Source organism: Streptomyces sp. NPDC014734 (assembly GCF_043083325.1).
In the GTDB taxonomy this organism is placed as follows: domain Bacteria; phylum Actinomycetota; class Actinomycetes; order Streptomycetales; family Streptomycetaceae; genus Streptomyces.
This window is the reverse complement of sequence record NZ_JBIBYN010000018.1, coordinates 112,276-125,977: the sequence shown is the minus strand read 5'-3', so window position 1 is coordinate 125,977 and position 13,702 is coordinate 112,276. Positions and strand designations below refer to the sequence as shown.

The window sequence follows — 13,702 nt, the reverse complement described above, 5'->3', positions numbered from 1 at the left end:
GACCATAGCGAAGGATGGGTATGCCGACCACACCAGCCACCGCGACGAACGCCTCGTCGAACGGCACAGCAGACGCGATCATGCTCGAACTGGTCGATGAGGACGGCACCACCATCGGTACCGCGGAGAAGCTCGCCGCCCACCAGCCCCCGGGACGACTCCACCGGGCCTTCTCGGTGTTCCTCTTCGACGAGCAGGGCCGCCTGCTGCTCCAGCGGCGCGCGCTCGGCAAGTACCACTCCCCCGGTGTCTGGTCGAACACCTGCTGCGGTCATCCCTATCCCGGCGAGGCGCCCTTCGCCGCCGCCGCCCGGCGCACGCACGAGGAGCTCGGGGTCTCCCCCTCCCTGATGGCCGAGGCGGGCACGGTCCGTTACAACCACCCCGACCCGGCTTCCGGCCTGGTGGAGCAGGAGTTCAACCATCTCTTCGTGGGCCTGGTGCAGGACCGGCCGCGACCGGCCCCGGACGAGGTCGGCGAGACCGCTTTCGTGACGGCCGGCGAACTCGCCGAGCGGCACGGCGAGGCGCCGTTCTCGGCGTGGTTCATGACGGTGCTGGACGCCGCGCGGCCGGCGATCAGGGAACTGACCGGGGCCTCCGCCGACTGGTAGCGGCGCGCGGCCGGCCCCGGTGGACGGGGCCGGTCAGGGCCGCGCGAAGAGCGGCAGCGCGGCCCAGATGATCTTTCCACCGCGCGCGGTCTGCTGCACGTCACAGGCCCCGCCCGCCTCCCGGGTGATCTCCCGGACCAGGAGCAGTCCGCGACCGCCGGTCTGTCCGTGATCCGTCTCCAGGGCCGTCGGCCGGTAGGGGTGGTTGTCCTCCACGGACACCCTTACCCATTCCGCGCCGACGGCGACCTCGACGGCGAGCTCCGGTGAGAGCAGCGCGGCGTGCTTCACCGCGTTGGTGGCCAGCTCGGAGACGATGAGCAGCAGCCCTTCGGCGATGTCGGTGTCGATCGGCACGCCCTGACGGTTCAGCAGGTCGCGTACGGCGTGCCTGGCCCGCGGTACGGAGGCGTCCACGGCCGGAGCCGTGAACCGCCAGACTCCTTCGTACGACACGGGCCGGGCGGGAACACTGCCACGGCTCTCCATAGTCGGGTACCCGCTCTCGACTCGATGGTGACTGCACGTCGAGTACAGGGTGCGCGGCGTAGTCGGCCCACTGGGCCACTCATCAAAAGTCGCCCCGAATCGACAAGTTCCGATCGAATATGCGCGAGAGGGTCAGCTCTTGGACTGGTTCCCGTCCCCTCCGGTGGACGCGTCGGGGAGTTCCCCGGACGGGCCGGTCGTCGTCCGGTCAGAGACGAGGGAGACGATACGGCGTCCGCCGACCCCGATCGCGATCAGCCCGAGTCCGTCGAACAGCAGTGCCAGCGAGAAGAAGAGGCCGAGCACGTAGAGACTGCTGTGCGGCCAGTCGAAGAGCACCAGCAGTCCGAGCAGCAGCCCGAAGGCCCCCTGCAACAGGGTCCAGCCGAACTGCGGGCCGCGTACGACGACGCTGCCGACCAGCCGGAACAGCCCACCGGTCAGGAAGAGCAGCGCGGCGAACATGGTCAGTGCCTCGGCCGTCCCGTGCGGATGCCGGATGACGACGACTCCGGCGGCGATGTTCAGCGCGGCCACCACGACGGCCAGCCAGAAGTAGTTGCTGCCGCGCGACTCGATGGCGTGGAGCAGGCCCACGATGCCTCCGACCAGCAGCAGCCAGCCGAAGAGGAGCATCGAGGTGAGTGTCGCGACGCCCGTGTAGACGAGGCCGACCAGGCCGGCCACGACGAGCAGGGTGCCGAGCAGGACCAGTCGGCCGAAACTGCGGCTCAGCCTCCGGCCCTCGACTGCGGGATCGGCCACGGGGAGCTCCTCACGGTGCGTACGTACACGGCCACCCCTTCTTGATCATAGGTTCGAACCATGGGGATAGCATCCGGCGCATGGAACGCACGGAACCCGGGCTGGAGCACACGGTCGCGGACGGGGTCGCCACCGTCGTCATCGGCAATCCGGCCAAACGCAACGCGATGACGGCCGCGATGTGGCGCGCGCTGCCCGTTCTGCTGGACCGGCTGGCGGCCGACGACACCCTCCGGGTCCTGGTGCTGACGGGCGCCGGGAACACCTTCTGCGCGGGGGCGGACATCTCCTCGCTCCGCGACCCGTCGGCCGATCCGCAGGCGCTCGCCGTCGCCGCCGAGGAGGCCCTGGCGGCGTTCCCCCGGCCGACGCTTGCCGCGATCCGCGGCCACTGCGTCGGCGGCGGCAGCCAGCTCGCGGCCGCCTGCGATCTGCGGTTCGCCGAGGAGGGAGCGTCGTTCGGCGTCACCCCGGCCCGGCTCGGGATCGTGTACCCGGCGTCGTCGACCCGGCGGCTGGTGGCACTGACCGGGCCCGCCACCACGAAGCATCTGCTCTTCTCCGGCGAGCTGATCGACACCGCGCGGGCCCTGCGGACCGGCCTGGTGGACGAGGTGCTGCCGGTCGGCGGCCTGGACGCCCGGGTGGACGCGTACACGCGGACGCTGACGGCGCGCTCACGGCTGACGCAGGCGGCGGCGAAGGAGTTCGCCGACGGGCGCCGGGACCGGGACGCGTACTGGGCGGAGCAGGCACGGCGCAGCGGCGACACCGCGGAGGGTGTCGCCGCGTTCCTGGAGCGGCGAGCGCCGCGTTTCGGCTGGCCCGAGGAGCCGGACCGGGCCGCCGTCAGCGGAGGATGAAGCGGCTCCGGGCGCGGAACCGCTCGACAAGTGCGGCCGGGGCCTTCTCCGGCGAGCCCGCGTCGTAGGGCGGCCGGGGGTCGTACTCGGTCAGCAGCTGCACGGACATGGCGTGCTCGTCGCCCGCGATCCGTCCGGCCAGGGTCAGTCCCATGTCGATGCCGGCGGAGACGCCCGCCGCCGTGACGTACTTGCCGTCCCGGACGACGCGCTCACCGGTCGGTTCGGCACCGAATTCCCGCAGCGTGTCCAGGGCGAGCCAGTGCGAGGTGGCACGGCGGCCGGTCAGCAGTCCGGCCGCCGCGAGCAGCAGCGATCCGGTGCAGACCGAGGTCGTCCAGGTACTGGTGCCGTCGGCCGTGCGCAGCCAGCCGAGCAGCGTCTCGTCGTCCATCCGGTCGCTCTGTCCCGGACCGCCGGGAACCACCACCACGTCCGGCGCCGGCACATCGGCGAACGTCCGGTCGGCGACGAGCGCGAGGCCGCCGCTCTCGTTGCGCACGGGCCCGGTCCGGTCGGCGACGAACACGGTCTCTGCGCCGGGGATCTGCTGGAGCATCTCGTAGGGGCCGACGGCGTCGAGCGAGGTGAAGCGGTCGAAGAGGACGATGGCGATCTGCATGGGGCTCCTTGTGGTGGGACGGCGCGCATCCGGGGGCCGGTCGGCGCGTGGCCCGGGCGCCGGGTGAGCGCGGCCCGGGAGTGCGGTGGTCCGGGTTCGCCGGTCAGTTCCCCGCGGACCCGGGCCGGAAGCGCCGGCGGTACTCGGCGGGTGCCGTGCCGAGGGCCTTGAGGAACGCGCGGCGCATGGCCTCCGGGGTGCCGTACCCGCAGGCGTGCGCGACACCGGCGACACCGTCGGTGGTGTCCTCCAGCAGGCGGCGGGCGTGCTCCAGGCGGACCCGGTCGACGTAGCGGCCGGGGGTCAGCCCCGTCTCGGCCCGGAAGGCACGGGCGAAGTGGCGCGGCGACAGCCGGGCCCGGGCGGCGAGTGCGTCGACGGTGAGGTTCTCGGCCGGATGCTCGGTGATCCAGTGCTGGACCTCGCGCAGCGGCTCGCGCCGGGCGGTCTGCGCGACGAGCTGCGCGCTGAACTGGGCCTGGTTGCCCGGTCTGCGCAGGAAGACCACGAGGTGACGGGCGATGGCGAGGGCGACCTCCCGGCCGTGGTCCTCCTCCACCAGGGCGAGGGCGAGGTCGATGCCTGCGGTGACACCGGCGGAGGTGGCCAGCCTGCCGTCCCGTACGAAGATCGGATCCGGGTCGACCTCGACGGCCGGGTGGGTGCGCGCGAGGTGGTCGCAGACGGTCCAGTGCGTGGTCACCCGGTGACCGTCCAGCAGCCCGGCGGCGGCCAGCAGCAGGGCGCCGGTGCACACCGAGACGAGGCGTTCGGCGCGTGGCGCGTGCTCGCGGAGCCAGCCGACGAGTTCCGGGGCGGGGGCACGGGTGCCCGGGCCCCCGGGGACGAGGAGGGTGTGCGGCGGCTCCGCGTCCGCGAGCGAGGTGTCCGGGATGAGGCGGAGGCCGCTGCTCGTGCGGACCGGGGACCCGTCCGGGGAGGCGGTGCGCAGTCCGTATCCGGCCCCGGGGAGGTGGCGGGCCCCGGCGAAGACCTCCAGCGGGCCGGTCACATCGAGGCTCTGCACGCCGTCGAACAGGACGACGAGTACGGATCGTTGCGTCATGTCCCCCATCCTTCGGGGCGCGGCGGACGGCCGCAATGACGAGAATCCCACCTTTTCCGCCATGGCCCGCCCGGGGCCACCGGGTGGCGGATCGGGGTTCCGGGCAGTACCGACCAGTCGGTAGCGTGACTTTCATGAGTACTCTGCCGCCGCGTGCGGGACGCCAGTGCCACAACGCCGTCAATCTCCTTCACTCCACGATCTATTTCTCCCCCGATCTCGGCAGGGAGTTCGGGGAGATCGGCATCGACGACCCCACCACCGTCTACATCGCCGCCCGCGCGGCGGCTCTCGGTGCCGTCGGCCCGGGCACGGTCACCGCGGCCTTCTACAACTTCAGCCACGACCTGGTCGCCCGGCACGTACCCGCCGTATGGTCGACGGCCTCGCCGCAGGCGGTCCTGGACGCCCGGCTGCGCGCCGCCGACGCCACGCTGCGGCGCCTGCTGGGCGAGGAGACCATCGCCTCCGCCGAACTCGCCGAGGCCGCCGGACTGGCCCTGCGCGCCACCGAGGCCTGCACCCGACACGCCCGGCCGCTCTACGCCGCCCATGCCGATCTCCCGATACCCGAGGAGCCGCACCTGGCGTACTGGCACGCCGGGACACTGTTGCGCGAGCACCGCGGCGACGGTCACCTCGCCGCGCTGCTGAGGGCGGACCTCGACCCGCTGGAGGCCCTGGTCAGCCACAGCGCGACCGGCAAGGGAATGAATCCGCACTGGCTCCTGACCACCCGGGGCTGGGAGCAGGACGACTGGGCCGCGGCGGAGGAACGGCTGCGCGGACGCGGTCTCCTCGACGGCGCGGGCGATTTGACCGAGGCCGGTGTCACGCTGCGGGCGGAGCTGGAGGAGGCCACGGACCGGATGGACCGGGCGCCGTACCAGCACCTCGGCGCGGAGGGGGTGGCCAGGCTCACCGAGCTGGGCCGCGGCTTCCTGATGACGGCGGCAGCGGCGGGCGCGTACCCCGACGGACTCACCGGAAGGGGCTGAGCCCGGCTCCGACGGGACGCGAGGGGGTGGCCGGGCGACACGGTGCCCGGCCACCCGGCACAATGCAGACCACGGGGCCCGGCCCCGGTCAGCACAGCCCGTACGAGAAGGCGAGTCGGTAGAACCGTGACGACGTCCATCGAAGGCAGGATCGCCGAGGAACTCGGCGTACGCGAACGGCAGGTGAAGGCGGCCGTCGAGCTGCTCGACGGCGGGTCGACCGTGCCGTTCATCGCGCGCTACCGCAAGGAAGCGACCGAGATGCTCGACGACGCGCAGCTGCGCACGCTGGAGGAGCGGCTGCGCTATCTGCGGGAGCTGGAGGACCGCCGGACGGCGATCCTCGACTCCGTGCGCGAGCAGGGCAAGCTGGACGAGGCGTTGGAGGCGCGGATCCGGGCCGCCGACACCAAGGCGCGCCTGGAGGACATCTACCTGCCGTTCAAGCCCAAGCGGCGCACGAAGGCGCAGATCGCCCGGGAGGCGGGGCTCGAACCGCTCGCCGACGGACTGCTCGGCGACCCGTCGGTGGAGCCGGTCGCCGCCGCCGCCGCGTTCGTGGACGCGGAGAGGGGCGTCGCTGATCCGGCCGCCGCGCTGGAGGGGGCCCGCGCCATTCTGACCGAGCGGTTCTCGGAGGACGCCGACCTGATCGGCGAGGTGCGCGAGCGCATGTGGACGCGCGGGCGGCTGTCAGCCCGGGTGCGCGAGGGCAAGGAGGAGGCGGGGGCGAAGTTCGCCGACTACTTCGATTTCGCCGAACCGTTCACCGAGCTGCCCTCGCACCGGGTGCTGGCGATGCTGCGGGGCGAGAAGGAGGACGTGCTCGACCTGGTCCTGGAGCCGGAGGAGCCCTCGGACACGCCCGGCCCGTCGGCGTACGAGGCGATCGTCGCCCGGCGCTTCGGGGTGAGTGACCGGGGGCGTCCGGGCGACAAGTGGCTGGGCGAGACCGTGCGCTGGGCCTGGCGGACCAGGATCCTGGTGCACCTCGGCATCGACCTGCGGCTGCGGCTGCGCACGGCGGCGGAGGACGAGGCGGTACGGGTCTTCGCGTCGAACCTGCGCGATCTGCTGCTCGCCGCGCCGGCCGGGACGCGCGCCACGCTGGGGCTCGACCCCGGTTTCCGTACCGGGGTGAAGGTCGCCGTGGTCGACGCGACCGGCAAGGTCGTCGCCACCGACGTCATCCATCCGCACGTGCCCGCGAACAAGTGGGACCAGTCGCTGGCGAAGCTGGAGCGGCTGGCGAAGGCCCATGACGTCGAGCTGATCGCGATCGGCAACGGCACGGCTTCCCGCGAGACGGACAAGCTCGCCGGTGAGCTCGTCGACAAGCACCCCGAGTTGAGGCTCACCAAGGTGATGGTGTCGGAGGCGGGTGCTTCGGTGTACTCGGCCTCGGCCTTCGCCTCGCAGGAGCTCCCGGACATGGACGTGTCGTTGCGCGGCGCGGTGTCGATCGCACGACGTCTCCAGGACCCGCTCGCGGAGCTGGTGAAGATCGACCCGAAGTCGATCGGGGTCGGGCAGTACCAGCACGACCTGTCCGAGGTGAAGCTGTCCCGTTCGCTGGACGCGGTGGTCGAGGACTGCGTGAACGGTGTCGGGGTGGACGTCAACACCGCGTCGGCGCCGCTGCTCTCACGGGTCTCGGGGATCGGCGCGGGGCTCGCCGAGAACATCGTCGCGCACCGCGACGCGAACGGGCCCTTCCGGTCGCGCCGGGCGCTCAAGGACGTGGCGCGTCTCGGTCCGAAGGCCTACGAGCAGTGCGCGGGCTTCCTGCGCATCCGCGGTGACGACCCGCTGGACGCGTCGAGCGTGCACCCGGAGGCGTATCCGGTGGTGCGGGCGATGGTGAAGCGGACGGGCGGTGACGTGGCCTCGCTGATCGGCAACACGGGCGTGCTGCGGTCGCTGCGCGCCGACGATTTCGTGGACGAGAAGTTCGGTCTGCCCACGGTCGGCGACATCCTGAGGGAACTGGAGAAGCCGGGCCGCGACCCGCGTCCGGCGTTCCGGACTGCTTCGTTCAAGGAGGGTGTCGAGAAGATCGGTGACCTGGCGGCCGGGATGGTGCTGGAGGGTGTGGTCACCAATGTCGCGGCGTTCGGCGCGTTCGTCGACGTCGGGGTGCACCAGGACGGACTGGTGCACGTGTCGGCGATGTCCCGCACGTTCGTGAAGGACCCGAGGGATGTCGTGAAGCCGGGCGACATCGTGAAGGTGAAGGTCATGGACGTCGACATCCCGCGCAAGCGGATCTCGTTGTCGCTGCGGCTGGACGACGGGGCGGGGGCGACCTCCCAGGGCGGCGGGCCCCGGCGGGAGCGCGGCGAGCGGGGTGGCCAGGCGGGCAGGCCGCCGCGACCTCGGCAGGGCGGCCAGGACCGCGACCGGCGTGGTGGCGGTGCGCGTCCGGCGCCGGCGCCGGTGAACAGCGCGATGGCGGACGCGCTGCGGCGGGCCGGACTGACCGATCCGGAGCGGGGCGGCAGGAAGCGCTGACATCGGCGCGGGGCGGGGTGCGGACCACCGCCGCCCCGCCCCGCGCCCTGCCGGGCCGGTGGGTCAGAGTTCCTTCACGCCGCCGTCCGCCACCACGATGCGCCGGGTCGTGCGCACCGCCTCCAGCATCCGCCGGTCGTGCGTGACCAGCAGCAGCGTTCCCGGGTACGACGCCAGTGCCGCTTCGAGCTGTTCGATCGCGGGCAGGTCGAGGTGGTTCGTCGGCTCGTCGAGGACCAGGAGGTTGACGCCCCGGCCCTGGAGGAGGGCGAGGGCGGCCCTGGTGCGTTCGCCCGGGGAGAGCGTCGTCGCGGGACGCAGCACGTGGTCCGCGCGCAGGCCGAATTTGGCGAGCAGGGTGCGGACCTCTGCCGGTTCGGTGTCGGGGACGGCCGCGCAGAACGCCTCCAGCAGCGACTCGGTTCCGTGGAACAGCTTGCGCGCCTGGTCGACCTCCCCGACCACCACGCCCGAACCGAGCGAGGCGTGCCCGGCGTCCAGCGGAAGACGTCCCAGGAGCGCGGCGAGCAGGGTCGACTTGCCGGCCCCGTTGGCGCCGGTGATCGCGACCCGGTCCGCCCAGTCGATCTGGAGCGACACCGGACCGAGGGCGAAATCGCCACGGGCCACGCGTGCCTCGCGCAGGGTCGCCACGACCGAGCCGGAGCGGGGCGCGGCGGCGATCTCCATCCGCAGCTCCCATTCCTTGCGCGGCTCCTCGACGGCGTCGAGCCGTTCGATCATGCGCTGGGTCTGACGGGCCTTGGCCGCCTGCTTCTCGCTCGACTCACTGCGGAACTTGCGGCCGATCTTGTCGTTGTCGGTGGCCTTGCGGCGGGCGTTCTTCACGCCCTTGTCCATCCAGGAGCGCTGCATCTGGGCGCGGCCCTCCAGGGCGGAACGCTTGTCCGCGTACTCCTCGTACTCCTCGCGGGCGTGCCGACGGGCCGTCTCGCGCTCCTCCAGGTAGGCGGCGTAGCCGCCGCCGTACAGATTGATCCGCTGCTGGGCCAGGTCCAGTTCGAGGACCTTGGTGACCGTGCGCATCAGGAATTCGCGGTCATGGCTGATGACGACCGTGCCCGCGCGCAGCCCGGAGACGAAGCGTTCCAGCCGCTCCAGTCCGTCGAGGTCGAGGTCATTGGTGGGTTCGTCGAGCAGAAAGACGTCGTAGCGGGAGAGCAGCAGCGAGGCCAGACCCGCGCGGGCCGCCTGTCCGCCGGAGAGCGCGGTCATCGGCAGGTCCTGGCCGACGGTGAGTCCGAGGTCCGCGGCGACCTCCTCGGCTCGCTCGTCGAGGTCGGCGCCGCCGAGCGCCAGCCAGCGTTCCAGGGTCTCCGCATAGGCGTCGTCCGCCCCGGGCGCCCCGTCGACGAGGGCCTGGGTCGCGGCGTCCATGGCCCTCTGGGCATCGGCGACGCCGGTGCGGCGGGCCAGGAACTCCCGCACGGTCTCCCCGGGGCGCCGTTCCGGTTCCTGCGGGAGGTGGCCGACGGTGGCGGTGGGCGGGGAGAGCCTCAGCTCCCCCTCCTCCGGGCGGTCGAGTCCGGCGAGCAGCCGGAGCAGGGTCGATTTTCCGGCGCCGTTGACTCCGACGAGACCGATCACGTCACCGGGCGCGACGACGAGGTCGAGCCCGGCGAAGAGCGTGCGGTCGCCGTGTCCGGCGGCGAGGTCCTTGGCGACGAGAGTGGCAGTCATCAGGGTGCCGATCCTACGGGCTGCGCCGCCCCGGCTCCGCCTCCCCGCCTTCCCGGGAACGGACGGTCCCGCCCCCGTCGGCGGCCCCGGCGACGAGGGCCGGTCTCCGGCACAAGGGGCGTTGTGCGGCCGGTGCGCGGGTCCTCATGAGCGGCTTCCTGCCGGGACGTGCGGCGCGGGACGCGGCGGTGTCACGCCTTCGGTCCGGGCTTCGCGGGGGCCGGCCGCCAACGGCGCGGAACCCGCGGTGGCGCGTACGAACGCCCCGGTACCGCCGACGAGGGGCAGCTTCGCGGACGTGCGGGCCAGGTCGAGGGTGAGCGCGGGGGCGGAGTCCGGCGGCTCGATGAGGTCCCGGTCGGTTCCGGCGACGATCAGGGCGAGGCGGTGTCCGGCGGGGACGACGTGGTCGGTGGCCGCGAGGCGGATGGTGATCGTGTGGGCCCGGCCCGGGGTCAGCGGTCCGCCGTGTCCGGCGGAGGCGTGGGTGCCGAGATCGGCCCAGCCGCGGCTGAGAACGGTGCGATCGACGGTGGTGGTGTCGGCCCGGGTCTCCTTGAAGCAGGAGCTGTCGCCGGTGGTGCTCGCGCCCCAGCAGGAGCGGCCGGTGAGGGTGCTGATGCCCTCCCCCGCCCCTCCGTAGTCACGGATGGTGTCGGGTCCGATGTCCACGAGGACGGCGGAGAGGTGGGCGGTCGAGGTGGTCGGGGTGGCGGTGACGGTCACCGAGGACGATCCGGACAGCCGCAGGTCCCGGGTGAGCGGTGCGGTGCGGAACCCCGCCTTGGCGGCGGTGGTGCGGTCCAGGTCGGCGGCCCATCGAAGCTCGCCCTGCGTCGGGTCGTCGGTGAAGGTCTCGGTGGCGCCGGGGCGGGCGGGCCGCAGTCCCAGGGTGCCGACGCCGGGCGCGTCGCCGGTGCCGGGGCGCACGGTGACGGTGCCCGTGGTGCGCGGCGGCCAGACCCGGTCGGTGGACCACTGGCCGGGGTGGCGTTCGATGTCGGCCATCGGCTCGCGTTCGATGCCGTTGTCGTAGCCGAGGAGGTAGTGGTCGAACCAGCGGTGCAAGGTGTCGACCCACTCGGCGCGCCGGTAGTCGAACGGGTCGACGTGTCCGGTCTGCGAGAGCCAGATCTTGCGCTCCACGCCCCGGGCGGCGAGCGCGTCCCACCACTGGCCGAGGTGCTTGGTTCGGACGTTGAGGTCCTGCATTCCGTGCACCGCGAGGACACTGGCCCGGACCTTCCGGGCGTCCTTGACGTAGTCGCGTTCGGTCCACAGCCCGGTCCAGTCGCCGGTGCGGGGCGCTCCGTCGACGAGGCGCCGCTGGACGGCGGCGCAGCGCCCGTGCGCCTCCGGGCTCTCCACACCGTCGGCGAGCCCGTCCGGTCCGCCGTCGTAGAGGGGCGCGCCCTGGGCGAAGTAGTAGTCGTACCAGGAGGAGATGGCGCCGATCGGGACGATGGTCCGCAGTCCGTCCACCCCGGTCGCGGCGACGGCGTTGGCGATGGTGCCGTCGTAGCTCTTGCCGATCATTCCGGTGCGGCCGTCGGTCCAGCCGGCCGTGGCGCGTTCGTCTCCGGTGCGGGTGGTGTAGCCGCGGGCGCGGCCGTTCAGCCAGTCGACGACGGCCTTGGCGGAGCGGACGTCGGAACGTCCGCCCACGTCGACGCAGCCGTCGGAGCGATTGGTACCGGCCAGATCGACGGCGACGAAGGCGTAGCCGCGCGGCACGAAGTAGTTGTCGTAGTACAGCGGGAACTGCACGGGCCGGCCGTCGGCGTCGTAGGTCTTGAGCTGGCTCTCGTTGCCCCGGCCGCAGCAGGAGTAGTACGGACTGGCGTCCATGATCACGGGGATCTTCCGCCTCTGCCGGGCGGGTTCGCGGGGCCGGACGATGTCGACGGCGACCCGGTCGTCGCGCCCGTTCCCGTCGCCGTCCAGTCCGATGTCGACCCAGACCGATTCACGGACGGCGTTCTCGTACGAGAAGACGGGTCCGCTCTCCCCGGTCCGGCCCCCGGCCGGCCCGTTCACCAGGTGAACGGCCTCCCGGACACCGGCCGCCGCGGGGCTCGCGCCCTGGGCGCCCGTCGACGGGAGCAGGACGGCCATCAGGGTGGCGACAGCCGCCACCATCAGCGATCGGTACGTCAAGCGGGTGCCCCGCGCACGAATCGGCATGGGCGGAAGGTACCCCGGTGAACTCCCGGACGACAGAGGGCCGTCACCGAGGTGTGTGGCGCGGCGTGCCCACGTGACGATGGTGCGGCGTGTCGGCCGAATGGCGATCGTGTGACAGCTGTGACCGTGGACATGACTGGTGCACCGGCCCCTCAATAGGGTCGTGACAACTGCTCAGAAGTTCATCCGAACCGACGACTTGGAGCATTCGTGCACCGCAGATACCTCGTCCCCGGCGTTCTCGCGGCCTCCCTGCTGCTGACGATCCCGGCCTCGGCCGCCGAGGGCACCGTGGGCGCCCCGGGCATCGGCGACCCCTACTACCCGGCCAGCGGCAACGGCGGCTACGACGTCTCCCACTACGACCTGCGGCTGAAGTACCAGCCCGCGACGGACCTGCTGGAGGGCACGGCGACCATCCTCGCCACGACCACGCAGGCGCTCTCCCGCTTCAACCTCGACTTCGGGCTGGACGTCTCCGAGGTGCGGGTGAACGGGAAGAAGGCAGCCTTCGCCAGGAGCGGCGAGCAGGAGCTGGAGGTCACCCCGTCGGCGACGCTGCCGAAGGGGAAGGCGCTCTCGGTGGTGGTGCGGTACGCCGACAAGCCGTCCGAGGTGAAGATCAACGGCTGGACCTCCTGGGTGCGTACCCCGGACGGCGCGGTGGCCGCGCAGGAACCGGAGTCGGCCGCGTGGTGGTACCCGAGCAACGACCACCCGCTGGACAAGGCGACGTACGACATCTCGGTGTCGGTGCCGGACGGCACCCAGGCGATCAGCAACGGCACGCTCCAGTCGCAGAGTTCGAAGCTCGGCTGGACCCGCTTCGACTGGCGCTCCAGCAAGCCGCAGGCGACGTACCTGACGACGCTGGCGATCGGCAGATTCGACATCACCAAGGACACCACGGCGGACGGGCTGCCGGTCGTCAACGCGTACAGCAGGGATCTCGGCGCCAACGGCGGCGCGGCGCGCGCCAGCATCGAGCGGACCACCGAGGTCGCCGAGTGGCTGACGGAGGTCTTCGGCCCGTACCCGTTCGACGCGCTCGGCGGGTACGCCCCCAATGTGACGAGCGGGTTCGCGCTGGAGACGCAGACCCGGCCGTTCTACAGCCCGAAGCAGTTCGCGAACGGTGCGAACGTGTCGGTCGTCGTCCATGAGCTGGCCCATCAGTGGTACGGCGACAGTGTCTCCGTCAAGGGCTGGAAGGACATCTGGATCAACGAGGGCTTCGCCCGGTACAGCCAGTGGCTGTGGTCGGAGAAGGAGGGCGAGGGAACGGCGCAGGAGCTGGCGGACTACACCTACGCCCTGCACCCGGCGGACGACCCCTTCTGGACGGTGAAGCCGGGCGACCCGGGTCCGGACGACCAGTTCGCAGGCGCCGTCTACGACCGCGGGGCCCTGGCCCTCCAGGCGCTGCGCAACGAGGTCGGCGACGACACCTTCTTCGAGCTGCTGAAGGGCTGGCCTGCCGAGCACGCGTACGGGAACGCGAGCGTGGGCGACTTCGTGGCGTACGCCGAACGGGTCTCCGGCAAGCCGCTGGCGGGCTTCTTCGACACCTGGCTCTACCAACCGACACGGCCCGCGTCCCCGGCGGCGGCCGGTGGCCGCTCGCTGCACGCTCCCGAGCGGCCCGCGTCCTGGAAGCAGATCGCGGCGACGAACACGGTCCACGACCACCGCTGACGGTTCCGCACGGCGGGTCCGGGCACCGTCGCCCCTTTCCTCCCGGTGGGGCGGCGGTGCCCGTCCGGGCCGCGACCGCGCCGGTTACGCTGAGGGCTGTCCCGTAATCCCTGGCGGGCGCGCGACGACGGCCACGGACCGAGGGACAGCCCCGAGGATGTCGGCGCCGTCCGGACGGCCCGGCCGTCCACGGT

11 protein-coding genes are annotated in these 13,702 nt (G+C 72.3%); 5 read left to right on the top strand and 6 right to left on the bottom strand.

What is annotated here, in order from left to right; all coding sequences use genetic code 11:
* Positions 1–20: 20 nt before the first annotated feature.
* The gene (idi, locus tag ACF1CT_RS26000; protein ID WP_391786367.1) at positions 21–614 is read left to right on the top strand and encodes an isopentenyl-diphosphate Delta-isomerase; all 594 of its coding nucleotides are present in this window, start codon (positions 21–23) and stop codon (positions 612–614) included.
* Positions 615–647: 33 nt separating this feature from the next.
* On the opposite strand, the gene ACF1CT_RS25995 is transcribed toward idi, so the two are convergent.
* A complete protein-coding gene (locus tag ACF1CT_RS25995; RefSeq protein ID WP_391786366.1) occupies positions 648–1,103 on the bottom strand; it encodes an ATP-binding protein in 456 nt (151 codons plus the stop codon).
* Positions 1,104–1,235: 132 nt separating this feature from the next.
* Positions 1,236–1,868: an HdeD family acid-resistance protein gene (locus tag ACF1CT_RS25990; RefSeq protein ID WP_391786365.1), complete on the bottom strand. Its 633-nt coding sequence runs from the start codon at positions 1,866–1,868 to the stop codon at positions 1,236–1,238.
* An 80-nt stretch (positions 1,869–1,948) separates the two neighbouring features.
* Between ACF1CT_RS25990 and ACF1CT_RS25985 the strand changes: the two genes are divergently transcribed.
* Positions 1,949–2,731, top strand: coding sequence for an enoyl-CoA hydratase/isomerase family protein (locus ACF1CT_RS25985; RefSeq protein WP_391786364.1), 783 nt, complete (start codon positions 1,949–1,951; stop codon positions 2,729–2,731).
* On the opposite strand, the gene ACF1CT_RS25980 is transcribed toward ACF1CT_RS25985, so the two are convergent.
* On the bottom strand, positions 2,718–3,353 hold the full coding sequence (locus ACF1CT_RS25980) for a DJ-1/PfpI family protein (protein ID WP_391786363.1): 636 nt from the start codon (positions 3,351–3,353) through the stop codon (positions 2,718–2,720). The two genes, ACF1CT_RS25985 and ACF1CT_RS25980, sit on opposite strands and share 14 nt — an antisense overlap.
* Before the next feature lie 103 nt (positions 3,354–3,456).
* Entirely contained in the window at positions 3,457–4,419 is a 963-nt protein-coding gene (locus ACF1CT_RS25975; protein WP_391786362.1) for a GlxA family transcriptional regulator, read from the bottom strand.
* 134 nt (positions 4,420–4,553) lie between these two features.
* Here ACF1CT_RS25975 and ACF1CT_RS25970 point away from each other — a divergent pair, with 134 nt between their 5' ends.
* Together ACF1CT_RS25970 and ACF1CT_RS25965 are read left to right on the top strand one after the other, a co-directional pair.
* Positions 4,554–5,417 carry a hypothetical protein gene (locus ACF1CT_RS25970; RefSeq protein WP_391786361.1) on the top strand — a complete coding sequence of 288 codons (864 nt, stop codon included), beginning with the start codon at positions 4,554–4,556 and terminating at the stop codon, positions 5,415–5,417.
* A 126-nt stretch (positions 5,418–5,543) separates the two neighbouring features.
* Positions 5,544–7,928 carry a Tex family protein gene (locus ACF1CT_RS25965; protein WP_391786360.1) on the top strand — a complete coding sequence of 795 codons (2,385 nt, stop codon included), beginning with the start codon at positions 5,544–5,546 and terminating at the stop codon, positions 7,926–7,928.
* A gap of 63 nt (positions 7,929–7,991) precedes the next feature.
* Here the strand turns inward: ACF1CT_RS25965 and ACF1CT_RS25960 are convergent, their stop codons facing one another.
* Both ACF1CT_RS25960 and ACF1CT_RS25955 read right to left on the bottom strand, forming a co-directional pair.
* Positions 7,992–9,629, bottom strand: coding sequence for an ABC-F family ATP-binding cassette domain-containing protein (locus ACF1CT_RS25960; RefSeq protein WP_391786359.1), 1,638 nt, complete (start codon positions 9,627–9,629; stop codon positions 7,992–7,994).
* A 144-nt stretch (positions 9,630–9,773) separates the two neighbouring features.
* The gene (locus ACF1CT_RS25955) at positions 9,774–11,813 is read right to left on the bottom strand and encodes a Xaa-Pro dipeptidyl-peptidase (RefSeq protein WP_391786358.1); all 2,040 of its coding nucleotides are present in this window, start codon (positions 11,811–11,813) and stop codon (positions 9,774–9,776) included.
* Between the two features lie 210 nt (positions 11,814–12,023).
* Between ACF1CT_RS25955 and ACF1CT_RS25950 the strand changes: the two genes are divergently transcribed.
* Positions 12,024–13,508, top strand: coding sequence for a M1 family metallopeptidase (locus ACF1CT_RS25950; protein ID WP_391786357.1), 1,485 nt, complete (start codon positions 12,024–12,026; stop codon positions 13,506–13,508).
* Positions 13,509–13,702 lie beyond the last annotated feature (194 nt).